The 22,178-nt window shown below is 50.9% G+C and carries 22 protein-coding genes; 14 read left to right on the forward strand and 8 right to left on the reverse strand.

Annotation, left to right across the window (positions count from 1 at the left end; genetic code table 11):
- Positions 1-99 precede the first annotated feature (99 nt).
- The 3 genes from ACJ67_RS05215 to xseA all read right to left on the reverse strand — a co-directional run bounded on the left by ACJ67_RS05215 (position 100) and on the right by xseA (position 4,229).
- The gene (locus ACJ67_RS05215; RefSeq protein WP_049638162.1) at positions 100-912 is read right to left on the reverse strand and encodes a M48 family metallopeptidase; all 813 of its coding nucleotides are present in this window, start codon (positions 910-912) and stop codon (positions 100-102) included.
- A 53-nt stretch (positions 913-965) separates the two neighbouring features.
- Positions 966-2,846, reverse strand: coding sequence for a potassium transporter Kup (locus tag ACJ67_RS05220; RefSeq protein ID WP_049638163.1), 1,881 nt, complete (start codon positions 2,844-2,846; stop codon positions 966-968).
- A gap of 162 nt (positions 2,847-3,008) precedes the next feature.
- Entirely contained in the window at positions 3,009-4,229 is a 1,221-nt protein-coding gene (gene xseA / locus ACJ67_RS05225; RefSeq protein ID WP_049639787.1) for an exodeoxyribonuclease VII large subunit, read from the reverse strand.
- A gap of 285 nt (positions 4,230-4,514) precedes the next feature.
- Between xseA and ACJ67_RS05230 the strand changes: the two genes are divergently transcribed.
- Positions 4,515-5,441: a lytic transglycosylase domain-containing protein gene (locus ACJ67_RS05230; protein WP_231587261.1), complete on the forward strand. Its 927-nt coding sequence runs from the start codon at positions 4,515-4,517 to the stop codon at positions 5,439-5,441.
- 96 nt (positions 5,442-5,537) lie between these two features.
- Positions 5,538-6,041, forward strand: coding sequence for a disulfide bond formation protein B (locus tag ACJ67_RS05235; protein WP_049638164.1), 504 nt, complete (start codon positions 5,538-5,540; stop codon positions 6,039-6,041).
- Between the two features lie 28 nt (positions 6,042-6,069).
- Here ACJ67_RS05235 and ACJ67_RS05240 read toward each other — a convergent pair whose 3' ends face one another.
- Positions 6,070-7,056: a hypothetical protein gene (locus tag ACJ67_RS05240; protein WP_197080669.1), complete on the reverse strand. Its 987-nt coding sequence runs from the start codon at positions 7,054-7,056 to the stop codon at positions 6,070-6,072.
- A 53-nt stretch (positions 7,057-7,109) separates the two neighbouring features.
- A complete protein-coding gene (locus ACJ67_RS05245) occupies positions 7,110-8,273 on the reverse strand; it encodes a GGDEF domain-containing protein (protein ID WP_049638165.1) in 1,164 nt (387 codons plus the stop codon).
- Positions 8,274-8,480: 207 nt separating this feature from the next.
- On the opposite strand from ACJ67_RS05245, the gene cysM reads away from it, so the two are divergent.
- The 5 genes from cysM (at position 8,481) to ACJ67_RS05270 (ending at position 13,133) form a co-directional block, all read left to right on the forward strand.
- On the forward strand, positions 8,481-9,374 hold the full coding sequence (gene cysM, locus ACJ67_RS05250; protein ID WP_049638166.1) for a cysteine synthase CysM: 894 nt from the start codon (positions 8,481-8,483) through the stop codon (positions 9,372-9,374).
- On the forward strand, positions 9,374-11,386 hold the full coding sequence (locus ACJ67_RS05255; protein WP_049638167.1) for a hypothetical protein: 2,013 nt from the start codon (positions 9,374-9,376) through the stop codon (positions 11,384-11,386). The genes cysM and ACJ67_RS05255 overlap by 1 nt, the downstream gene beginning before the upstream one ends.
- 338 nt (positions 11,387-11,724) lie before the next feature.
- Positions 11,725-11,991 (forward strand): hypothetical protein, encoded by a 267-nt coding sequence (locus ACJ67_RS05260; protein ID WP_049639790.1) that lies wholly within the window; start codon positions 11,725-11,727, stop codon positions 11,989-11,991.
- Entirely contained in the window at positions 11,988-12,473 is a 486-nt protein-coding gene (locus tag ACJ67_RS05265) for a YdbL family protein (RefSeq protein WP_197080670.1), read from the forward strand. The genes ACJ67_RS05260 and ACJ67_RS05265 overlap by 4 nt, the downstream gene beginning before the upstream one ends.
- A gap of 180 nt (positions 12,474-12,653) precedes the next feature.
- Positions 12,654-13,133: a hypothetical protein gene (locus ACJ67_RS05270; RefSeq protein WP_018985758.1), complete on the forward strand. Its 480-nt coding sequence runs from the start codon at positions 12,654-12,656 to the stop codon at positions 13,131-13,133.
- 62 nt (positions 13,134-13,195) lie between these two features.
- On the opposite strand, the gene ACJ67_RS05275 is transcribed toward ACJ67_RS05270, so the two are convergent.
- Positions 13,196-13,864 (reverse strand): hypothetical protein, encoded by a 669-nt coding sequence (locus tag ACJ67_RS05275; protein WP_049638168.1) that lies wholly within the window; start codon positions 13,862-13,864, stop codon positions 13,196-13,198.
- A gap of 302 nt (positions 13,865-14,166) precedes the next feature.
- Between ACJ67_RS05275 and ACJ67_RS05280 the strand changes: the two genes are divergently transcribed.
- Complete coding sequence (locus tag ACJ67_RS05280) at positions 14,167-14,937, forward strand: 3'-5' exonuclease (RefSeq protein ID WP_049638169.1); 771 nt, start codon at positions 14,167-14,169, stop codon at positions 14,935-14,937.
- A gap of 111 nt (positions 14,938-15,048) precedes the next feature.
- Here the strand turns inward: ACJ67_RS05280 and ACJ67_RS05285 are convergent, their stop codons facing one another.
- Positions 15,049-15,537: a hypothetical protein gene (locus ACJ67_RS05285; RefSeq protein ID WP_049638170.1), complete on the reverse strand. Its 489-nt coding sequence runs from the start codon at positions 15,535-15,537 to the stop codon at positions 15,049-15,051.
- 69 nt (positions 15,538-15,606) lie between these two features.
- Between ACJ67_RS05285 and rlmD the strand changes: the two genes are divergently transcribed.
- Together rlmD and ACJ67_RS05295 are read left to right on the forward strand one after the other, a co-directional pair.
- Positions 15,607-16,980, forward strand: a complete 1,374-nt coding sequence (rlmD, locus tag ACJ67_RS05290) for a 23S rRNA (uracil(1939)-C(5))-methyltransferase RlmD (protein WP_049638171.1) — start codon at positions 15,607-15,609, stop codon at positions 16,978-16,980.
- A gap of 43 nt (positions 16,981-17,023) precedes the next feature.
- Positions 17,024-18,436, forward strand: coding sequence for an ABC transporter substrate-binding protein (locus ACJ67_RS05295; RefSeq protein WP_049639792.1), 1,413 nt, complete (start codon positions 17,024-17,026; stop codon positions 18,434-18,436).
- 27 nt (positions 18,437-18,463) lie between these two features.
- Here ACJ67_RS05295 and ACJ67_RS05300 read toward each other — a convergent pair whose 3' ends face one another.
- Positions 18,464-19,153 carry a VIT family protein gene (locus tag ACJ67_RS05300; RefSeq protein WP_049638172.1) on the reverse strand — a complete coding sequence of 230 codons (690 nt, stop codon included), beginning with the start codon at positions 19,151-19,153 and terminating at the stop codon, positions 18,464-18,466.
- 118 nt (positions 19,154-19,271) lie between these two features.
- Between ACJ67_RS05300 and ACJ67_RS05305 the strand changes: the two genes are divergently transcribed.
- The 4 genes from ACJ67_RS05305 to ACJ67_RS05320 are packed head-to-tail and all read left to right on the forward strand — an operon-like array spanning position 19,272 to position 22,147.
- Positions 19,272-19,760, forward strand: coding sequence for a L,D-transpeptidase (locus ACJ67_RS05305; RefSeq protein WP_049638173.1), 489 nt, complete (start codon positions 19,272-19,274; stop codon positions 19,758-19,760).
- Complete coding sequence (nikB, locus tag ACJ67_RS05310) at positions 19,753-20,661, forward strand: nickel ABC transporter permease (protein WP_049638174.1); 909 nt, start codon at positions 19,753-19,755, stop codon at positions 20,659-20,661. Before ACJ67_RS05305 ends, nikB begins: the two co-directional genes overlap by 8 nt.
- Complete coding sequence (locus ACJ67_RS05315; RefSeq protein ID WP_049638175.1) at positions 20,661-21,458, forward strand: ABC transporter permease; 798 nt, start codon at positions 20,661-20,663, stop codon at positions 21,456-21,458. The genes nikB and ACJ67_RS05315 overlap by 1 nt, the downstream gene beginning before the upstream one ends.
- The gene (locus ACJ67_RS05320) at positions 21,455-22,147 is read left to right on the forward strand and encodes a queuosine precursor transporter (protein WP_049638176.1); all 693 of its coding nucleotides are present in this window, start codon (positions 21,455-21,457) and stop codon (positions 22,145-22,147) included. The genes ACJ67_RS05315 and ACJ67_RS05320 overlap by 4 nt, the downstream gene beginning before the upstream one ends.
- The last annotated feature ends 31 nt before the right edge of the window (positions 22,148-22,178 follow it).

A 22,178-nucleotide genomic window follows, 5' to 3' on the forward strand; every position in this document is an offset into this window, starting at 1 on the left:
CTCTAATTGATTCAGTTAAATAACAGTGAAACCCGAAATTTTAACCTAATTTCGATGGATCAGGGGCCGCAGATATCTATGACCCCTGCAAGTAGAGGTTTATTTGTTTTTTGCAGCTAAGTAAAGCGGCATGACTTTGGGTGTCAGTGCTTGCAGATCCTTGATGCGGTTCTCGCTGGAGGGGTGGGTGCTTAAGAACTCGGGCGGTGCATCCTTGCTGGCTGCCATCATTTTTTTCCAGAGGCTGACAGCGGCCTCGGGGTTGTAGCCTGCTCGTGCGGCCAGTTCCAGACCCATGCGATCCGCTTCGCGTTCCTGTTCCCTGCCATTTGGTAAAGCAAACAGTAGCTGACTACCCATGTTTGCACCTTGTGCCGCCATATTGCCTGCGGTACCACCAACAAACGCTGCGAGTGCTTGCAAACCAAACTGCTGTACATAGGCTTGTGACATGCGTTCGCGGCCATGTTCGCGCAGCGCGTGGGAAATTTCGTGGCCAATCACTGCAGCCAGTTCGTCGTCTGTCGCGTGGAGTTTATCCGCCAGGCCAGAAAACACCATGATTTTGCCACCTGGCATGCAATAGGCATTCAATTGGTCATTTTTTTCTACATTGACTTCCCACTTCCATTTGGTCGCATCTGGGCGGAATACGCCAACTTGCGCAATCAGCCGGTTCGAAATGGTGGTGACGCGATTCAAAAGCGCTTTATCTGCGTTTAGCGTGCTTTTCTTTTGGGCGTCCTGGAGTGTTTGTGTATACGATTGCGCCGACATCTTGTCTACCGTGGCCGATGGCAGTAGCAAGAGCTGGCTACGTTGCACACCTGAAACGCTATTGTTGGTTGTGGTGGCACAGGCAGTGAGTAACGCGCATGCGGCAGCCACAGAGACGAGTTTGATATTGAACATACGGTTTCCTTTCTGCTAACAGGCTCTAGCTAAGTCGCACCAATATTTTTGCATTAGATTTTGACCTGTGAACCCAGTTCCACCACCCGGTTGGGCGGGAGATTGAACTGGTTGGTAATGGTTTCCGCTGTGCGGAACAGGCCAATAAAAATCTTCTTGCGCCAGAAGGCCATGCCTGGTTTATCTGAGGCAATCAGGATTTCCTTGCCGATAAAGAAGGACGTATCCATGGTATCCAGGCTGAGGCCAAAAGATTCTGTGAGCGCCAGATCTCTCGGCAGGTCAGGCTCATCCATATAGCCATAACGCAGGGTGAGGCGATAAAAGCCATATGGCAACACTTCCACTGATACACGCTCCTCCCGGCTGGTGTAGGGGTAGTCCTCAAAACGCACCGTCAGGATGATCATTTTTTCATGCAGCACTTTGTTATGCTTTAGATTGTGCAGCAAGGCATGCGGGACGCCATCCGGGTTTGGGGTCATGAAAACGCCGACACCATTGACGCGGGCAGGGGGATGCGCGCCTATCGCCTGAATAAAAGGGATGAGCTCCATGGATTCTGACTTGAGGGTGCCATACAGCAACCTGCGGCCCGTTTTCCAGGTGCGCATCAGCGTAAAAATAATTAGACCTATGAGTAAAGGCACCCAGCCACCGTCCGGAATCTTGAGGATGTTGGCAGAGAAGAAAGACAGGTCGATCACCAGGAAGATGCTAATCAGGCTGGCGGTTTTAAGTTTGCTCCAGCCCCACAAATGATGGAAAACGACGGCAGCGAGCAAGGTGGTAATCACCATATCGCCAGTCACGGCGATACCGTAAGCGGCCGCCAGATCGCCAGAGCTGCCAAAAATCAGGACCAGGCCCATGACAGCAACCATCAGGCCCCAATTCACTCGGGGCATGTATACCTGCCCTTCGGTTTTTTCTGAGGTATGTGCCACGTGCATACGGGGAATAAAGCCCAGTTGCAAAGCCTGACGTGACACAGAAAATGCGCCCGTAATCACCGCTTGCGAGGCAATCACGGTCGCCAGCGTGGCCAGGATAATGAGGGGGAACAAAGCCCAGTCGGGTGCCAAATGGTAAAACGGGTTTTGAATCGCTTCAGGTTCGGCCAGAATCAATGCGCCCTGACCAAAGTAATTGCAAATCAAGGCAGGGAGTACAAACAGGAACCAGGCCAGGCGGATCGGTTTTCGACCAAAATGGCCCATGTCGGCATAGAGTGCCTCAGCCCCTGTGACCGCTAAAACAACTGCGCCCAGGGCAATAAAGGCAATTTTTGGTTGGGTATAAAAAAACAGAAAGGCATAGGCGGGACTTAAGGCTTTGAGAATTTCCGGGTGGTGGCTGATATTGATGGCACCCAAAATGCCCAGTACGGCAAACCAGGTCAACATAATCGGGCCAAAGAATGCACCAACCACGGCGGTCCCTTTGCTTTGCGCCCAAAATAAGACGAACAGCACGCACAGTGTGATGGGGACGATCCAGCTATCCAGTTGTGGTGCGGCTACTTCCAGCCCTTCCACCGCGGATAAAACAGAAATGGCCGGGGTAATCATGCCGTCTGCGTAAAACATACAAGCACCGATAATGCCGAGCATCATGATGCGCTTGCGCTGGTCAGGGTCACCGCCCGCATAACGGCTGGCCAGTGATAGCAAAGCCATGATGCCGCCTTCGCCACGGTTGTCTGCGCGCATGATAAATGCCACATATTTGAAGGAGACGATCAGTAGCAAAGCCCAGGTGATCAGGGACAAAATGCCATAGACATTGTCTTGTGTCAGCAACAGTGGGTGATGGCCCACAGCAAACACTTCCTTCATCGTATACAGGGGGCTGGTGCCAATATCCCCGAAAACAACACCAAGTGCGGCGAGGGCCATGGTATGGAGCGCCGCTTGATTCTTTGTATGGTCCATTGTGTGAACAGCTGAAGACAAACAATTATTATCGGTCAATTTTAAAGCTTCACCAAAAACTTTGACAGAAATAACAGGTTTTGACAGAAATATTCGACTTCATTACGCATTTTTTGGAGATTAAGCGACAAGCTTGGGCTTCACAAAACTATTTGCAGAAGATTATTTCTTGTTGACTTGGGTTTGCGTGACCACCACCTGCGCCTGGCCTTTATGCAATGTTAACTGTAAGTTTTCGCCAGCCACCAATTGATTGGCATCAGTCACGGCATGGCCGTTTAGTTGTTGTACGATGGCGTAACCGCGTGCCAGCACCTGGTGAGGATTCAGTTGTTGCAGGCTGGTGGCGCAGTGCTCTAGTTTGCGGCGATGCGTTTGCAGAGATTGTTGCATAGACAATTGCAGGCGATGCTGCCATTGACGTAACGCCTGTTTTTGCTGTTGCAACTGCTGCACAGGCGACAGTAGGCGGCGCGACAGGTAATCCAGTGTTTGCGCTTGCTGTCGTAACAGCGATTGCATGGCGCGCATCAGGCGTAACCGTGATTGTTCCACTTGCTGGCGCAATTGTGATTGGTCAGGGCAAGCCAGTTCAGCCGCCGCCGTTGGCGTTGCTGCACGCAGGTCTGCCACAAAGTCGGCAATGGTGAAGTCGGTTTCATGACCCACGCCGCTAATGGTGGGCAGGCGGCAGGCGGCGATTGCACGTGCAACCACTTCTTCATTGAATGACCATAAATCCTCAATGCTGCCGCCACCGCGGCAAATCAGCAGCGTATCGACTTCCTGACGCTGGTCGGCCAATTGTATCGCCTGTGCAATCTGTTCGGCCGATCCTTTGCCTTGGACTGGCGTAGGGTAAATGATGACTTTCATGCTGGGGTAGCGGCGGCGGATGGCCGTCAATACATCGCGTAACGCTGCCGCATCGGGTGAAGTCAAGACGCCTATGCATTGTGGATTGGCTGGGATGGTTTTTTTTCGCGATACATCAAACAGGCCTTGCGCTTGCAGGCGTTGTTTCAGTTGCTCAAACGCTTCGTATAAGCTGCCCAGGCCTGCTGGTTGCAAAAACTCTATGGTCAGTTGAAAGTCGCCACGTGCTTCATACAGCGTCACCGTTGCCCGCGCTTCAATCCGGTCACCTTCCCGAGGAGTCGCGCCTACCAGGCTGTTACGGCCCTTAAACATCACACAGCGAACCTGTGCCCGCTCGTCCTTGAGGGAAAAATACCAGTGGCCACTGGCTGCACGCGTGAAATTGGAGATTTCACCACTGATCCAGAACAGAGGTAAGCTGGTTTCCAGCAGCTCTTTCGTCAGTCGCGTCAGGTCGCTGACACTCAAGATTTGTTTTGGGGACGTCGATAACAAGCTAGTCATAGCCATGCATTATCCAACAGCGTAAGACTGTTTGGCTATGTTTTTGAGGGATATGACAGGCAGCTGTCTTTTAAAACAATGAGATATGCTGGATTTTTACGTTTCTGAACATTTTTACTTATTAACAATGGCACTTTAGCGGTGCCTGTGAGTCCTTCAATAAAGTAGGAGATAAAGATATCTATTATCATGCCTAATAGGCGCAATGCTTTTATGGTGACATTCATGCCATTACAAAAACATCTGTCTGCTATGCCCGGCGCTTTCTTGTGCTTGGGGTACATCGTGCTCGCATCAAATTTGGCACATGCTGAAGACGAGGTCGCCGAGCCACCCCTGGCGGAGGTTGAAGTCCAGAGTGCGCCTGTTCCTCAGACCACAGAACCGGTTGTACATTACAGTCGTGAGCAATCAGTAGTTCACAATGATGCCTATAAACAGTTCATCAAACTGCAGGTCAGTCTGGCAACTGGTACCAAAAATGCGCTTGGGCTCAATAGCTATGAGCAAGCGCATGCCCATTATTGTGCGCTTGCAGGCGAGTCTCATGATCCTGACGCCCAATTTGCCATGGGCTGGTTCTACAGCATGGGCAAAGGTGTAGAGGTCAATCATGATATTGCGGCTCGTTTTTTCAGACTGGCTGCGATACAAGGGCACCGAGATGCCATGGAATGGCTGGATAAGGAACCTGGTAACCCCGAGTTAGCAAAGCTGCCTGCCTGTATGCAAAAACAGGAACAATCTGTTGCCCAGATACTGTTCCGCAAGCGTGGTCCGGTGTACCAACTCGTGAAGAAACATGCGCCAGTGTATGGAGTGGACGTTGATTTTGCCATGGCGGTGATTGCGGTGGAGTCAGGCTTTAATGTTAAAGCCACCTCTCGCAAGAAGGCACAGGGATTGATGCAGTTAATGCCTGAGACGCAAGCCCGGTTCCATGTCAAAGATGCTTATGATCCCGAGCAAAACATCAAAGGTGGGTTGTCATACCTGCGCTGGCTGATTGCGTATTTCAAAGGCGATGTCGAGCTGGTAGCCGCCGCCTATAACGCGGGGGAAAATGCGGTCCTCAAGTATCGCGGTATCCCCCCTTACCCGGAAACCCGTGATTATGTGAAACGGATCGCCCGGTATTACAAGAAAAAACATCATGAAGTGAAACAAAAGTCTGCCATGCAGCAGGCAGATATCATACCCACTTCTTCATAAGCGTGATTGAAATCAAGGAACGTTATTCCATCTAGCAGCATCATATGCGCGTTATCTATTACAATCTGGGCTTCATTAAACGTGCAGGAGGGTGCAATGTGTCAGTGGTTTAAAGGTCGTGGTGGCTATGTGCTTGGATTTCTGGCTGGTTTCGGTATTGTCGCACTGGCTCTATTCATACAGGTACAAAACCAGCTGGAACCTTGTCCTCTATGTATCTCGCAGCGTATTATTTTCATGAGCCTGGGTGTGGTGTTCTTGCTGCACGCGTTTGTTTCTCCTAAGTCATGGCTGCATGCCGGGTTGGCGCTGGTAGAAGTATTCACGGCGTTGGGTGGTGTTGGCGTGGCCATTCGCCATTGGTGGCTACAGGCGCATAAAGAAGACATCATTGCCGATTGTGGCGTCGGCTTTGACTATATGTTTGAAAACTTCCCGCTTAAAAAAGCACTGACACTGGTGTTTCGCGGCACAGGTGACTGCGCTGCCATTGACTGGACTTTCCTCGGACTGACCTTGCCGCAACTCGGTTTGATCAGTTTTACGCTGTTTGGCTTGTACGCTATCTTCCTTTTCCGCGCGCGACGTTGCAGTCACTAACACATGAGCCAGCCGCGGCTGGTTTCAGTTAGTCGAGCATGGCAGATTGTTTTGTAATGGCATCATGCCACTCTTGAAATTGCGTTTCGCATAGTTGTTCTGCCTGTTGCGACAGTGTTTCTTTGGGCGTATGAGCTGCGCGCAATTTCGCTGTCTCACGTTTCAGGCAGCCCATGTACTTGGCCTTGGCATAAATCTCTTCAGTTTGCATACTGGCGATGGCCTGGTCGGCCTGGTTGAGAGATTCGCATAACGGGGCGGATTGCGTGGGTGCACTCCAGGCAATATTGGAGTTTTTTTGCATGTGAATGACCTTGGCAATATCTTGCCCTCGCTTGTGAATCCAATTTTCCAGAATCTCGTTACCGCAGGTTTCACTTTGGCAACGCATGACACTTTTGAGTAGCCAGGCGGCCTGCTTGGTCATGCGGTCTTCTGAAATACCACAGTTATGAATCACATCATGTGAACGCGAAAAATACAGTTTGTAATTGGCGCGCCAGCTAGGGTGGCTGGCGCAAGCGACCTTGCGTAAAGGGTTTGTCGGTGCACAGTTGTCTGGTTGTAATATTTGCAGGCGCTCAGGGGCGTGATTGCCTGCACGGCGGCAAGCGAGGGAAATGGCTTGTCCATACGCCTGAGTCACCCCCCAGAAAGAAAGCCGTGACTGTGCAAACTCAGGATGATGAACCAGTGACTGGTCGTTCTTCCAATCCAAGAGTTCAACTGTCTGGATAGACTTATGGAACACGGATTCACGTTCGACTTCCATTGAGAACTCGCTGCAGGAGGCTTGTACAAAACGCGTGGTTACAGTGTCGTCATGATCGTCGGCGCGTAATTTGAAGAAAATCATGTCGTCGAGTTGACCTATTTGCAAGGAGTCTAGGTCGACAGAGATCGTCAGAAATTTTTCGCGACCTAGTACGGTTTGCCACTGTTCGGCATGCAGTGTAGGGCCAAAAATGCATGGCAGGCAGGTGAAAACAAAGACAATAACAGCACTTCTAAACATTATTACTACAACAAAAATAAAAAAGTCACAGCAAGGTACAGAATTGTAGGCGTTTAGTCCAGAGTTCCAGCGTACACATTGTTACGCCCAGCCTGTTTGGCTTGATACAAGGCCTGGTCTGCGCGTTGCAGAAGTTGCGAGAGGGTGTCACCTGCATGCAACACGGCAACGCCAGCACTGATGCTAATGCTACCCACGCTTGGAATATGCATGGCGTTGATCTGATGCCGCACCTTTTCTGCCAGTTGTGTCGCCTGTTTGAGGGTGGTGCGGGGAGCATAAATGATCAGCTCATCGCCGCCCCAACGGACGGTAATATCTGAAATTCGGCTATTTTTCTTGATGCAGGTCGCCACGGATTGGATCACGACATCACCCAATACATGGCCATGCGTGTCATTGATCTTTTTAAAGTGGTCGATGTCTATCAAAATAAGTGCGTCAGTAATTTTTCTGCGGTTAGTAACAGGCGTATGTTCGGCAAAGACGGTTTCAAAGTGGTGGCGATTACTGAGGCCAGTCAAGTGGTCGGTGCTGGAGAGTTTTTTCAGATTCTCTTTTTCAAACTCCAGTGCTGTATTGGCCACGGCCAGTTGGTCGGTCCGCTGTTTTACCAACGCTTCTAGATCAACATTAAGCGCTTTTAAATGGTTGGTTTGCGATTCACGCAAGCATTCATAATTGCGGATAATGAAAAACTGTGCCAGCAGGTAAAAACCCAGGCTCAGGATATCCAGGTTGTTATACTCGGAAGGGAATATTTGAATCAGGTGGTTTCCGGCGACCAATGCCAGCAGGATAGCTAACATGTAATAACCAGTCACGCGGCCTTTGAGGTAAAAAGCAGCCGCTAAAATCAACAGTAACAAAGCGCTACGTGATTGACTGTCCGTTGCGAGGAAAAACACCGTCAAGAATTGGACAAAGCATAACCACAAGGCAATGCTGGAAATGAGTTCTATGTTCTTTTTATAGCGATGCAGTATCCACAGCAATGCAAAAGCGATACCACCAAACACGAGGTCTATGGCGCCGAGGAACGGTTGCTGGTTCCATCGGAAGAAACCCATGGTGATCGAGACGATGCCGGCAAAGGTGAATACATTGTTGAGGAAAATGACTTTATAACGGACATTGTCGGCCTCTGCGAGCGCTGGAAAGAGTCTGAGCGGACGCACCATGACGACAAGTAGTTTGCCAATCCATTTTTTCAACATCCGGTTTCCTCGGCAATTATTATTTTTGTGATGGGGGTAGTTTATGTAAAATTGGTACTTCACCAGCTAACTCACGAACAACACTGGAATTTTACATATATTAAGCGGCTGCGTGTATGACTTTTAATCAATTCATTCGGTGTATCCTCATAATATTTGGGTACAAGAGCCTAGCTCTGTGCGAAAACAAGAAACATCAAAACTGTTATGAAACCATTTAAAACTTTGGATGACTTTGTCGGCAATACGCCCCTGGTCGCTGTGCAACGCCTGAATCCTAATCCCAGCAATACCATATTGCTCAAGCTGGAAGGTAACAATCCGGCGGGATCGGTCAAGGATAGGCCAGCCTACAGCATGATCCTGCGCGCCGAAGAGCGGGGACAGATCAAGCCTGGTGACACCCTGATTGAGGCAACCAGTGGTAATACCGGCATTGCCCTGGCCATGGTGGCGGCCATGCGTGGCTATAAAATGGTACTGGTCATGCCGGAAAACCAGTCCGTTGAGCGCAGGCAAAGTATGAAAGCTTATGGCGCAGAACTGGTGCTCACACCTAAAGACGGTAGCATGGAGCTGGCGCGTGATGTAGCACTCAAGTTGCAGGCTGAGGGCGAAGGCATTGTGCTGGACCAGTTTGGTAATTCGGACAATCCGCTGGCTCACTATGAAGGGACCGGACCTGAAATCTGGCGTGATACTGAAGGCAGGGTGACGCATTTTGTTTCCAGTATGGGGACAACGGGTACGATTATGGGGACCTCACGTTTTCTCAAGGAACAAAACTCGCAAATCCAGATTATTGGCGTACAGCCTGAAGAGGGCGCGCAGATTCCTGGTATCCGTAAATGGCCAGAGGAGTATCTGCCAACCATCTATGATCTCCAGCGTGTAGACGAATTGCGTTATGTCAGTCAGAAGCATGCCGAGGACACCACGCGCAAGCTGGCAGCCAAAGAAGGTATTTTTGCCGGCATCTCTAGTGGTGGCGCCTTATACACGGCACTGCAACTGTCCAAAGAAGTGAATAATGCCGTGATTGTGAGCATCGTTTGCGACCGTGGTGATCGTTACTTGTCTACCGGAGTGTTTCCAGGCTGATGCGTATTTGGACGCTGATGTTGCTCGCCTGGTCATTGCCAGTCTGTGCGATGACCGAGATCAGCCTCAGTGCAGACAGTATTTCCAGTGACCTCTTTCAGCTTGATAAGCCACATGCTGTCGTCAATTTGAATGTGAAGCATGTACAGGTGCATGCAGACCGTTTGCAGTTCAGAGAGGCCAGCAGCTCTGTCAGTGAACATCCCCCCAGTATAGACAAACCCAATATCCGGCTTGATCTAGGCGCGCGACCAACCCTGCTGGTGACCTCTGACCGGTTGCAAATGCAACCTTACCAAGTGCGCCAACCCAGGGTGCTCCTTGACCTACGGCCACAAACCGGCCAGCCGGTGTTGGCTTTTTATGCTGAGGTAAAAACGCTACAGGATGAGGTGTGGGGAACCTTTCACCTCAACTGCCAGATCCCTGGGCAGCCAACTGTCCAAACCTGGCGATGCGAAGATGGTCTTTATCAGGATGCGCGTTCACACGTGCCTTTTGATGTACTGGTCACGCCCACCTGGAAGGATCAGGATAAGCAAGGCCTTGCAACCAGGGGTGTTGATCTTGAGCTGTCAGTTCAGGAGGCAAAGTTTAGTGATGCAGCCGGCTTGCATGCTGGGGAAAAGTTGACAGGCAAGGTCAATATTTCTGCACATGAGCAGGCAGGTGGCTGGCGCTGGCAAGGGGTGTTCCAGTGGCAACAGGGCGAGTTGTTCTGGCAACCGTTTTATTTTGCCGACGGCAACAAACGGTTTGAAATCCGCGGTTTCTACCGCCAGCCTTATATTGATATCGAACAATCTACGCTCGAGCTGCAAGGCGTCGGTACCTTGCAGAGCCAGAGCCGCTTCAACCTCGTCAGCAAAGAATTTGAGTTTTTAAAAGTGGTTGCACATGAGGTGGATTTCAACGGCGTGTATCAGGCGTTTATCCAGCCCTTGATTCCCAACTCGGCCTTTGGGCATTTAAAAGTGTCTGGCAAAGCAGACTGGTTGTTTGAAGCCAGAGGTTTGCAGCCGCTTAAATTTCATCTCAGTATTACTGATGCCAGCGTAGAAGAGCAGGCCGGCAAGTTTGGTTTTGCGCATTTTAATGCGGATATTCCCTGGGATTATGATCATCCCCGGCAAATTACCGTGGGTTACCGTTCCGGGCATGTTCTGAAAGTCCCTCTTGGTGAAACCCGCTGGCAAGCCGAAGTGAACCGTTATTCGATCACTTCCCCCAGTATGCGGCTACCGATTTTGGATGGTGCGTTGGATTTTCAGGATATTTCAGCCGCTTGGATCAATCAAAGCATGGTCTGGCACGTAAAAATGGCGATGCAGCCTATCAGCATGTCCAGCTTTAGCCAGGCGTTGGATTGGCCGGTGATGCGCGGCCAGATGTCGGGCTCTGTTCCGTTGGTCACTTATGCCAATCATGAATTACGTATGGCAGGCGACATGCAGTTTCAATTATTTAATGGCATGATCGGCATGTCCGACCTGGATATTGATGATCCTTTAGGCGCAGTGCCTAAGTTACATGCCAATTTCACTATGCGCGATATCGACTTAGGTGAAATTACGCGCACCTTTAACTTTGGCTCTATCAGCGGCAAACTTGAGGGTGATATCAAGGACTTACGCCTGCAGAGCTGGAAACCCGTCTACATGGATGCTTTTGTACGCACTGCGGATGGCCCCTTTGAGAAAAAAATCTCGCAACGAGCGGTCGAAAACATTACGGCTCTTGGCGGTGAAGGGACGGCAGCAGCTTTGCAGCGTACCTTTTTGAGATTTTTTAAAGAGTTCGGTTATGAAAAAATAGGCTTAAGTTGCCAGTTGCGCGGGGATATTTGCAAAATGGGGGGGGTGGACCAGATTCCTGGCGGATTCGTGATTGTGAAAGGTAAAGGTGCACCATCAGTCAACGTGAATGGTTATACGCAATACGTTAGCTGGAAAGATGTATTGGCACGCATGCAACGCGTGACAGATAGCAATAGTAAAGTCATTATTGACTAGGGCCTGCTAATGCTATTTCAATTGTCGATGTTGCCTCTGTCATCATTGCATCAAGGCGTGAAAAGCGCAGTTTGGTATTCCCAACAAGCGCCGAACAACGCGGAGAGCGCTGATGACAGAGGCAACCCTGCGGGCTGGAGTCATTGATTCGCTTCGCTACGTTGTCAATCGCTTATGTAGCCAGCTACGCCAAATCTATTCCTGGACTCTTTCCGCCTTGCGGAACGAATAAATGCTCTACAGCAGCGGCAACTGAAATAGCGTTAACAGGCCCTAGGCTTTGGTTTAGAGAGTGAAAATTGTTTGCCGGAAAGGAATCAGAATTGAATCTGGCCGTGATGAAAAAATACATATATCCGCGCTGTCTACGTATAGCCAGCTTACTGTTGGCAATCTCGGGCCTGAACGCATGTGTCACCATTAATATTTATTTCCCGGCTGCCGCCGCAGAAAAAGCGGCAGACAAAGTGATTGACGAAATCTGGCAGGCACCTGCGACCTCTACAGCGCCTGTCCCAACTCAGCCTTCAGTCCCGGCGGCTTCCCCTGTGATGCCTTCAGCCACCCCTGTCACGCCCACTGTGGGTCAGGAGCCAACGCCATGAATATATTGATGCAATCAATCCAGGCCAGGTCACGTGTATTGCAACTATTTTTGCATCATGGCTATCACATCTTAAAACAAGGGGTGTTAGGTCTTCTTTTGTGGGGGGTGATGATACTCCCTGCACACGCTGCCGCCGACTTGGATGTCAATACAGCCGCGGTAGCTGCGGTAAAAGCCACTATGCAAAACCGGCATAGCCAATTGTTACAGTATTATCAATCAGGTGCAGTTGGGTTGACCGCTGAGGGTTTTGTTGCGGTCAAAGACGCTGCTTTGGTGCCATTGTCCCAACGCAGTGCGCTGGCAGCGCTGGTCAAAGACGAAAATATGGACCGTGTCCAGCTCTATCACGGGATTGCTGTCGCAAATGGTCACCCTGAATGGGAAGGGGAAATACAACGTACCTTTGCCCTGCGTTGGATTGATAAAGCGCAACCGGGCTGGTTTGTGCAGCGCGATGGAGGGTGGGTACGTAAATAAGCAGGTAAAACAACAGCTTGGCGATTTCAGACTAAGATAACTGTTGACTATCCTGAGTGAATGTCGAGGTTGAAGAGGTTTTTTAATTCGTTAAACAACGTAGCAAACACCTTCGATTTCAGTTTCAGGCATGTTCATTGCATACGGTTTAAGTGCGTGTCCCAATGAAAGGAGTCCGTTGTGCCAACTAATCTTTTCGTTCTACCCCGACTGGGTGAAAGCATTCATCAGCAAGACCTGGGGATTTATTACATCCTGAATCATCATACGGGTCGGGTACGATCATTGATCCAACTCGTGCGTGAAAACGTGCATTGGTATCTGATGCAATTGCAGCCAATTGCGGATGGTCTGGATTACCGCTGGTCGGTACTGTCGCGTGAAGAGGACTGCGCGCTCAAATCAGCCACTGACAAACAAATCGCTCATTATTTTTCAAAGCCGGAATATGCTGAACCGTACGGTGCCTGGCAAGTGATGCGGAATGCCAATTTCGGCTTTGCCAAGTTCACACCCATGGAATCCCCGAATGAGGTCAGTTATGCGATTCTGACCTTTGATGGGGAAGAAATGCAGACACCAATCCGGTTGCATAAAGCACCTGCAGAATGGCTGGATGAAGACTCTGAAACAGATATTTTGCAATTGGAATTTGCTTAATATTGAGGTCAAGGAGCAACTACCACCTAATGTGATAGTTGCTTTTGAGATGCATCCGCTCGTTAAGCAGTAGTGCTCACCACATTGCCTACTGGCCCGTGATGTTGCATGCTGGAAGACAATGCTTGCAGAAAGCCACTCAGGCTAGTGTTCTCACTGTTCCCTCCCAGTGTACTGACAAGTGACTGGAAGCTGTTTTCCAGGTCACTGCTGCTATCAGATGATGTGTCAGAAGTACTCTCGCTGCTGCTATGCGTTAAGGATGAAATTAGGCTTTGCAATTTGCCTTCCATCCCATGTCCGCCATAAGGAGGTGGTGGGGGCATGCCTTGAGTAGCGCTGGCTTCGACCGTACTCGATGCCTCAGTGCTGTTCTCACTGCTGGTGTCAGTCCCTTGCGATTGCAACGCACTCATCAGGTTTTGTAAAAAGCTGTTTAAAGCACTGGCGGCATCTCTGCTGCTGTCGCTGCTCTCTATTGTTTCAGTTCCGTCAGCGCTCGTGGTACTGCTGGTGCTGCTCGTGCCAGATTTTCCGAAAATGGATTCCAAACCGCCTTCAATGCCAGCGCTTTTAAGTGCTGAGTCAATGGCTCCTAATAAACCTCCGCCATCCTTACCATGACCTTCGCCGTCAGGCGGTGGCGGAGGAGGTTGCATGCCATTGCGCTGGCCTACCTGTGACAATGATTGAATATTGTTATTACTACTGATTGAACTGATTGATGTCATGATGAGTGCTCCGTAAAGTTTTTAAATGTTCAGGGCTGCTGCGATTGCTCCCTGGCAATGCAACGTGTTGACTGAACATCCTTAGCTTAAGACGTGATGACCTGTTTTTAAGGCATGAAAAAACACAAAAAACCATTATAAATCAGTAGTTTAAATGTATATGTTGATACAAATGGCTTTGGATTGTATCCGTTGATACAAAGCACGTTCTTTTTATACAAAATCATCACACAATCTACGTGTCTGGTATAAGTTGTGGGGCTGTGTTATTTTAAAACCCCATTTTTTATACAGGTTTGGTCATGCTGAGTTTGGTGTTTGATATTGAAACGATTCCGGATGTGGACGGCATTCGCCAGTTGCATGATCTTCCTGCCAGCCTAAGCGATACGGATGTCGCGAATATCGCTTTTCACCAGCGCCGTCAGCACAATGGCACTGATTTCCTGCCTCATCATTTGCAACGGATATGCGCGATTTCTTGCGCCTTGCGCGAGGGTAACCAGTTCCGCGTGTGGACGCTCGGCGATGAACATTCGAGTGAGGCCGAGATTATCCAGCGCTTTTTTGATGGCATTGAAAAATATACGCCTAACCTGGTGAGCTGGAATGGCGGGGGCTTTGATTTGCCTGTGTTGCATTACCGGGCCATGGTGCACGGCATTGCCGCCCCCCGTTATTGGGACTTGGGCGAAGATGACAAAGACTTCAAATGGAACAACTATATTAGCCGCTACCATATGCGTCATCTGGATTTGATGGATGTCCTGGCCATGTACAGTGGCCGTGCCAATGCGCCGCTTGATGAAATAGCCCAGCTATGCGGCTTCCCGGGCAAGCTTGGCATGGATGGCAGCAAGGTGTGGCAGGCTTTTGTTAAGGGAGAAATAAAAGCCATTCGTGATTATTGTGAAACCGATGTCGCCAACACGCATCTGGTGTATCTACGTTTTTTGAAAATGCGAGGTCACTTGAATGAAGCCAGTTATGCAGCTGAAATCGCGTTGGTGCGAGAGACTTTGGCGGGCTACAGTGGTGAGCACTGGCAACAATTTATGGCGGCCTGGGCTTGAAAAAACTAACTTCTATTTACACCGCCTATAAACGCAGACATAAGCCAATGTCATTAGCGTATTTTTGTATTGACTTGCGTCAGTCTGCGATTGTCGGCGGCTAAAAGTCGCTTAAGGCGTTTCCTTAGCAGGAGAGCCTGCGTCAGTAGCTTCTTCAGTCGTAGTTTCTAGCGTATCCTCATCAATTTTGTTCTTCCAGTTAAGGATTATGCGCTGGTGTTTTTTTGCATCGTGTGTAAAGCGATAACGCTGCTCACTGCCTAGGTAGCTGGCTGTCACCTGATATTTGCCACTGGGTAAATTCAATAAGAGTCTTGGTGCGGCATGTTCTAGCGCAAATACTGGTTGGTTTTTGCTGTCACTGATGCTGATATTAATGTCATCAATGACACGGCCGACTTTACCTTCCGAAAACAAAAAGTAAAGGTTAAATTGTTTTTTAAACGACTCCATGGCTTCAACTTCTTCCGAGCCTATGCCTCCCGTCACATAGTCCACCCCATGATTGTCTTGCTGGATGGTGATTTCGTCGGCAAAGCTGGCGGCGGATGAGAAAAATGACAACACCAGAGTGGTAGTCAATATCCATTGTTTAAGCATCACATTCTCCTTATTTTCGATGAGGGTTCTTGAGGGATTGTATGCCCAATTCAGGTAAAATAACAGTTTATGAGAAACAACCGTCAAAGATCCTCCAACCTGTCGCCAGCCGCCAAGGCAGCGCAGATTCCCAGAACCGCCAATATTGAATCCCTGGACCAGGAAGGCCGTGGAGTCGCCCATGTCGATGGTAAAGTGATTTTTATCGAAGGGGCATTGCCTTTTGAAGAGGTCAGATTTGTCTCGCATCATGTCAAGTCGACCTACGAGCTGGCAACAACAGTAGAAGTGATTAAAGCCTCAAGTCAGCGCGTGACACCAGGCTGTGCTTATTTTGGTACCTGTGGTGGCTGTGCCATGCAGCATCTGGAGTTTTCCGCGCAAGTGGCTGCTAAACAACGCATGCTTGAAGATGACTTATGGCATATCGGACGCGTCCGTGCGGAAAAAATCCTGCCGCCCATCCAGGGTACACCCTGGCATTACCGCCACAAAGCTCGTTTGCGCGTGCGCTATGTGGAGAAAAAGGGCGGGGTACTGGTTGGCTTTAATGAAAAAGGCAGCAGTTTTGTGACCTTTATGGATAGCTGCGAAGTGTTGACGCAGCCCGTCTCTGACCTCATCGTGCCATTGAAGCAACTCATCGGGCAATTATCCATCAAGCAGTCTTTGCCACAGATCGAGCTGGCGGTGGGTGAAGATGCCACGGTGCTGGTCTTCCGGATTCTGGAAGCGCTCACTGAGGCGGATATTGCCTTGATGAAAACCTTTGAAGACACCTATGGTGCACAGGTGTGGACGCAAACCAAAGGGCCAGACACGGTTAAACCGTTGTTCGAGCATGGCGACAAGTTACATTACAGCCTGCCGGAATACAATCTTGAATATCCGTTCAGTCCGACTGAGTTTACCCAGGTGAACCCGGCTATTAACCGGGTCATGATACGCCGCGCCATGCAGTTGTTGCAGCCGCAAGCAGGGGAGCGCATCGCCGATTTTTTCTGTGGCCTGGGCAACTTTACGCTGCCGATTGCGCGCAGTGGTGCCAGCGTCTACGGGGTTGAAGGGTCGCAGGCACTGGTGAAACGCGCGATAGAGAATGCCGATTTAAATGGCGTGAGTAATGTGGAATTTGCCGAATCTGACCTGTTTGACATGACAGCTGAGTCATTGCAGTCATTGGGTGCTTTTGACAAATGGCTAGTGGACCCACCCCGCGATGGCGCCATTGAACTGATCAAGGCCTTGCCAGATGCAGGCGATAGTGCTTCAAGCCATGCCCCCTGGCGGATTGTGTATGTCTCATGTAACCCGTCTACGCTGTCACGCGATGCGGCTATCCTGACGCAAGTGAAAGGGTATCGCCTGCTAGCGGCCGGTGTCATGAATATGTTCCCGCACACGGCCCATGTAGAATCGATTGCGATTTTCGAGAAGGCGTAACGTGGTAACCAATGTATTGCGCCGCTGGTTGCCGGGGCTGGCGATGATATGCGCACTGGCGGGATGCCAGCCAGACGGGTCGCCACGTTCGCTGATCTTTGCTGTTGCGCAAGCCCCGGTGAATCTGGATCCGCGCTTTGCCACCGATGCGGCTTCAGAGCGGATAAACCGGCTCATTTACCAGCGGTTGGTGGAATTCGACGCGAGTTCGCATGAGGTGCCAGGATTGGCGACATGGCAAATGCTGGATGCCCGGCATTACCGTTTTCAGCTTAGCCGGTCAGCCGTGTTTCATGACGGCAAACCCCTGACCGCGTCCGATGTAAAGGCGACCTATGAGAGCTTGTTGCAATTAAAAAATTCTCCGCATACCGCTGAATTCAGGCATATCGAACATATCTCCACCCCTGATGCACAAACCATAGACTTTGCCCTCAGCCATCCTGACCCGCATTTTGCCGCCCGCCTGATGGTCGGTATCTTGCCTGCCCATTTAATTGCGAACGGACATGACTTTGGGCATCAGCCTGTTGGCAGTGGTCCGTTCAAGCTCGATCATTGGCAGACTGAGTTACAGCTCAAACGCCTCAGTGATGGGCTCACAGTCCGTTTTGAAGAGGTCAAAGACCCTAACGTGCGCGTACTCAAGCTAAAACGTGGGGAGGCCGATTTAATTCAGGGTGACTTGCCACCCGAGCTGGTGAAGTATTTGCAAAAACAGTCCAATGTAACTGTCAAAACCGGGATAGGTGCAAACTATTCCTATTTGGGCCTGAATGTGCAAGCAGACTTTTTACGCGATGTCCGTGTCAGGCGTGCCATTGCACACGCCATTGATACGCGGGCGGTTATCGACAAGGTCATGGTCAGCCATAGCCGCCAGGCGAATGCCATTTTGCCGCCTGAGCATTATGCCGGCAATGCGGCGTTGCAGCCTTATGCATACCAGCCAGCACTGGCCAGGCAGTTGTTGCAGTCAGCAGGGGTCAAGCTGCCTCTGACGCTGATTTATAAAACCAGTACCGATCCGCAGCGTGTGCGCCTGGCGACTATTTTGCAGGCGCAAATGCAAGAGGCGGGCATAGACCTGCAAATCAAAAGCCTGGATTGGGGGACGTTTTTTGCGGATGTGCAAAAAGGAAACTTCCAGATATATGGTCTGACCTGGGTAGGGATTAAAACGCCAGAGATTTACAGCAAGGTCTTTGCTTCCAACAGCTTGCCGCCACAGGGATTCAACCGTGGCCGCTACCAGGATCCAGTGCTGGACCAATTGCTGAGAAAAGAAGACTGGCCAGCTGTGACCAGCCGACTGCACAGTGAATTGCCGGTGATTCCGTTATGGTATGAAGGCCAGTTTGCGGCTTACCGCAATACGATTGCCAGTTACCGGCCCATGCCGGATGGTAATTGGGATGGGCTGACGAAGGTAGCATTTACCCCGGCTGCGAATTAATGCCTGCTAACGGGTGATAACCAAGCGTTAAGGATTGACGCCAAACCAGCGGCCGATCAGTGCTGTGGCTGCCAAGGCAAGGGCGCCCCAGAACACCACGCGGCTGACACTTTTCCATACCTTGGCGCCGCCGATGCGGGCAGATACCATGCCGAGCAAGGCCAAAAAAGGCAAGGTGCTCACGGTAAGCCAGGTTTGTGCCTGGCTAAGCGGTGCCAGCCAGGCGGTGATGAGCGGTAACATCGCACCACTGCTAAAAGCGAGTGCAGAGGTCAGCGCTGCCTGTAATGGCTGGGCTTGATTGTTATCATGCAAACCTAGTTCGTCGCGCGCATGTGCCGCCAGTGAATCATGTTTTGACAATGCCTGCGCCACTTGCCTGGCCAGTTCGGGCGACAGGCCGCGCTGGATATAAATGCCCGTCAGCTCACGCAATTCACTTTCGGGGTTGTCTTTCAATTCCGCGGCTTCCCGTGCGAGGTCAGCTTGTTCTATATCTGTTTGTGAACTGACCGAGACATACTCACCTGCCGCCATCGAGAGCGCACCTGCCACCAACCCTGCGATGCCAGTCATCAATATGGTTTCATGATTTGTACCTGCGGCAGCCACACCCATCAGCAGGCTGGCAGTAGAAATAATGCCATCGTTGGCGCCTAACACGGCGGCACGCAACCAGCCGCTGCGTTGTAAAAAGTGTAATTCGTGATGTGCCATGTTACGCCCTGATTCAAGTGATGAGAGTCGGTGATGATTTTAATGGAATTTATGCGCGACGCGCTTGGGTTGCATCAAATCGCATGCGACAAGGTGCAAATCGCTTAGAATAATGCCTATGCATATTGAAATTTCTATCCCCCAACAAACCCTGACCCTGTTTGACGACAATGATGGACAAGTGGCGCGCTATGCCGTATCGACGGCTGCGAATGGGGTGGGCTGTGTCAAAAACAGTGGCTGCACGCCGCTGGGTGCGCATATCATCCGTGCCAAAATCGGCGATGGCGCCGCTGAGAACACGGTCTTTGTCGGCAGGCGGCCAACAGGGGAAATTTTCACACCAGCGTTAAAGTTGGAATTTCCCGAGCGCGACTGGATTTTAACCCGTATTCTGTGGCTGAGTGGCACCGAGCCAGGCAAAAACCGCCTGGGGAATGTGGATACCATGCAGCGGTATATTTATATTCATGGCACGCCGGATGAAACCGAACTGGGTGTCCCCGGCTCGCATGGCTGCGTGCGCATGCGTAACGCTGACCTGGTTGAGTTATTTGACCGCGTCCCCGTGGGGACCACCGTCAATATCAGCGAGACGGATGATTAAACGCTTTGCAACATTGTTGCCCGTAGTCTTTGGGGTGCTTTGCCTGACCTTTGCCTTGCTGCATCTGGTGCCGGGCGATCCGGTCGATGTCATGCTCGGCGAATCTGCCAGTGCCGCTGACCGCACCGCCCTCAAGGCGCAACTTGGCCTCGATCAACCTTTGCTGGTGCAGTTCGGCCAATATGTCATGCATTTGCTGCAAGGGGATTTTGGTGCCTCCATTCACACACAAACTCCTATCTCGCAATTATTGTGGCAAGCCTATCCGGCGACCCTGTTACTGGCCATCGTGGCATTGGCAATCGGCCTGGCGATAGGCGTGCCGTTGGGTATCTGGTCTGCACTCAAGGCCGGGCACTGGCAGGATGTGTTGATTACCATGTTGAGTATCCGCCTCGCCGCCATGCCTGCGTTCTGGCTGGGGCCGGTACTGATGCTGGTGTTCGCGGTGTGGTTGGGCTGGTTGCCCGTGAGTGGCATGAGCAGCCAGGCCGCGATTGTTTTGCCAGCCTTAACCCTGGGCTTGGGCTTAAGCGCTATTTTGACGCGTATGACACGCACCAGCTTGCTTGAGGTGCTGAATGAAGATTACATCCGTACTGCACGGGCCAAAGGTTTGAGTGAGCGTCAAGTCTTGCTTAAGCACGCCTTACGGGCCGCTTTGTTGCCTTTAGTGACCATCGTTGGTTTGCAGATGGGCAGCTTGCTGGCAGGCGCCGTGATTACCGAAACCATTTTCAGCTGGAACGGCATCGGCCGCCTGCTGGTAGATAGCATAGAAAAACGTGATTACCCGGTGACGCAAGCCTGCGTGCTGGTGGTGGCGTTCAGTTATGTATTGATTAATCAGGCGACAGACATGGTTTATCGCTGGTTGGACCCACGCACGAGGGCTGCGTAATGAAAACGTTTTCATTGCTCACCCTGGGATTCTGGCTGCTGGTCGTGATCATGGGCCATGCAGTGGGTTTGAATCCCAACCAGATTGACCTCAATGCCATTTTGCAATGGCCCAGTTCGCAACACTGGTTGGGCACCGATGATTTGGGGCGTGACATATTGGCACGTGTGATTCGTGGGGTAGAGGTGTCTTTCCTCGTCACCGTGGTGGTCACTGCCGTGACCATGAGCATAGGTTTAAGTATTGGCCTTGTCGCGGGCTATAAAGGCGGCAAACTGGATGCTGCCCTGATGCAGCTGACCAATATTTTCCTAGCCTTTCCTGGGATGTTGCTGGCAATTGCATTTGCAGCTGTGCTGGGGGCTGGGATCAACAACCTGATTCTGGCGCTGTGCCTGACCGGTTGGGTCACTTACGCCAGGTTGACACGCGGGCAATCATTGGCCTTGCGCCAGCGTCTGCATGTCCTGGCGGCAGAATCCCTGGGCGCCAGCAGCTTGCGGGTCATGCGGCTGCATATACTGCCATTGCTGGTTTCGATTTTGCTGGTGGAGGCGGCTTACAGCATGGCCAGCGTCATGATTGCCGAGGCCTCGCTGTCGTTTCTTGGCCTGGGCATCCAGGCCCCAAATGCATCTTGGGGCGCCATGTTGCGGGATGCCGTACGTTTTATGCTGGTGGCGCCTCATTATGTACTCACTGTGGGCGTATGCATGATGAGTTTGATCCTGGCCATCAACCTGGGTGGCGATGTATTACGTGACAAACTGGATGTGCGTAGCGAAAGGCAGGCATGAGAAAACAGTATCGCTACTATGATCTGATTATGGCGGCATTTGCCGTGGTACTGGTCTGCTCCAACCTGATTGGCCCGGGCAAAATTACCGAAGTCCATGCGCCGTTGCTGGGGGCGCTCACCTTTGGCGCAGGCATCATGTTTTTCCCCATCAGTTTTATTTTTGGCGACATCCTGACCGAAGTTTATGGTTATGCCGCCTCACGCCGTGTGATCTGGGTAGGTTTTATCTGCCTGGCGTTTGCTAGCCTGATGGCCTGGGTCATCGTCGCCTTGCCTCCTGCGCCAGACTGGCATGACCAAGCAGCTTACCAATCCGTATTTGGATCTACCGCGCGTATCGCAATCGCCTCGCTGATCTCGTTTGCAGCCGGGGAATTTGTTAATTCGTTCGTGCTTGCCAAAATGAAGATACTAACGCAAGGCCGCTGGTTATGGAGCCGCACCATAGGCTCCACCATTTTTGGTGAGGCGGTGGATACTATTTTATTTTTTCCGCTGGCGTTTTACGGTTCAGGCGAGTTCCCCGATGCCATGATGCCGCAGATCGTGCTGGCACAATTCACGGCCAAGGTATTGGTAGAGGTGGCATTCACGCCCGTCACCTATAAAATTGTCGCGTTTCTCAAGCGAGCAGAGCATGAGGATTACTATGATAGCCACACGGACTTCAACCCTTTTAAACTCTAAGTGAAGCATCCATATTTTACCAACGCATTTT

Origin of the sequence: Methylophilus sp. TWE2 (assembly GCF_001183865.1) — a bacterium.
GTDB lineage: Bacteria > Pseudomonadota > Gammaproteobacteria > Burkholderiales > Methylophilaceae > Methylophilus.

What these genes read in the sequence shown, in the direction of transcription:
- ACJ67_RS05215 (WP_049638162.1), bottom strand. Translation starts at nt 912, where the DNA reads ATGTTCAATATCAAACTCGTCTCTGTGGCTGCCGCATGCGCGTTACTC.
- ACJ67_RS05220 (WP_049638163.1), bottom strand. Translation starts at nt 2,846, where the DNA reads ATGGACCATACAAAGAATCAAGCGGCGCTCCATACCATGGCCCTCGCC.
- xseA (WP_049639787.1), bottom strand. Translation starts at nt 4,229, where the DNA reads ATGACTAGCTTGTTATCGACGTCCCCAAAACAAATCTTGAGTGTCAGC.
- ACJ67_RS05235 (WP_049638164.1), top strand. Translation starts at nt 5,538, where the DNA reads ATGTGTCAGTGGTTTAAAGGTCGTGGTGGCTATGTGCTTGGATTTCTG.
- ACJ67_RS05240 (WP_197080669.1), bottom strand. Translation starts at nt 7,056, where the DNA reads ATGTTTAGAAGTGCTGTTATTGTCTTTGTTTTCACCTGCCTGCCATGC.
- ACJ67_RS05245 (WP_049638165.1), bottom strand. Translation starts at nt 8,273, where the DNA reads ATGTTGAAAAAATGGATTGGCAAACTACTTGTCGTCATGGTGCGTCCG.
- cysM (WP_049638166.1), top strand. Translation starts at nt 8,481, where the DNA reads ATGAAACCATTTAAAACTTTGGATGACTTTGTCGGCAATACGCCCCTG.
- ACJ67_RS05255 (WP_049638167.1), top strand. Translation starts at nt 9,374, where the DNA reads ATGCGTATTTGGACGCTGATGTTGCTCGCCTGGTCATTGCCAGTCTGT.
- ACJ67_RS05260 (WP_049639790.1), top strand. Translation starts at nt 11,725, where the DNA reads ATGAAAAAATACATATATCCGCGCTGTCTACGTATAGCCAGCTTACTG.
- ACJ67_RS05265 (WP_197080670.1), top strand. Translation starts at nt 11,988, where the DNA reads ATGAATATATTGATGCAATCAATCCAGGCCAGGTCACGTGTATTGCAA.
- ACJ67_RS05275 (WP_049638168.1), bottom strand. Translation starts at nt 13,864, where the DNA reads ATGACATCAATCAGTTCAATCAGTAGTAATAACAATATTCAATCATTG.
- ACJ67_RS05280 (WP_049638169.1), top strand. Translation starts at nt 14,167, where the DNA reads ATGCTGAGTTTGGTGTTTGATATTGAAACGATTCCGGATGTGGACGGC.
- ACJ67_RS05285 (WP_049638170.1), bottom strand. Translation starts at nt 15,537, where the DNA reads ATGCTTAAACAATGGATATTGACTACCACTCTGGTGTTGTCATTTTTC.
- rlmD (WP_049638171.1), top strand. Translation starts at nt 15,607, where the DNA reads ATGAGAAACAACCGTCAAAGATCCTCCAACCTGTCGCCAGCCGCCAAG.
- ACJ67_RS05295 (WP_049639792.1), top strand. Translation starts at nt 17,024, where the DNA reads ATGATATGCGCACTGGCGGGATGCCAGCCAGACGGGTCGCCACGTTCG.
- ACJ67_RS05300 (WP_049638172.1), bottom strand. Translation starts at nt 19,153, where the DNA reads ATGGCACATCACGAATTACACTTTTTACAACGCAGCGGCTGGTTGCGT.
- ACJ67_RS05305 (WP_049638173.1), top strand. Translation starts at nt 19,272, where the DNA reads ATGCATATTGAAATTTCTATCCCCCAACAAACCCTGACCCTGTTTGAC.
- nikB (WP_049638174.1), top strand. Translation starts at nt 19,753, where the DNA reads ATGATTAAACGCTTTGCAACATTGTTGCCCGTAGTCTTTGGGGTGCTT.
- ACJ67_RS05315 (WP_049638175.1), top strand. Translation starts at nt 20,661, where the DNA reads ATGAAAACGTTTTCATTGCTCACCCTGGGATTCTGGCTGCTGGTCGTG.
- ACJ67_RS05320 (WP_049638176.1), top strand. Translation starts at nt 21,455, where the DNA reads ATGAGAAAACAGTATCGCTACTATGATCTGATTATGGCGGCATTTGCC.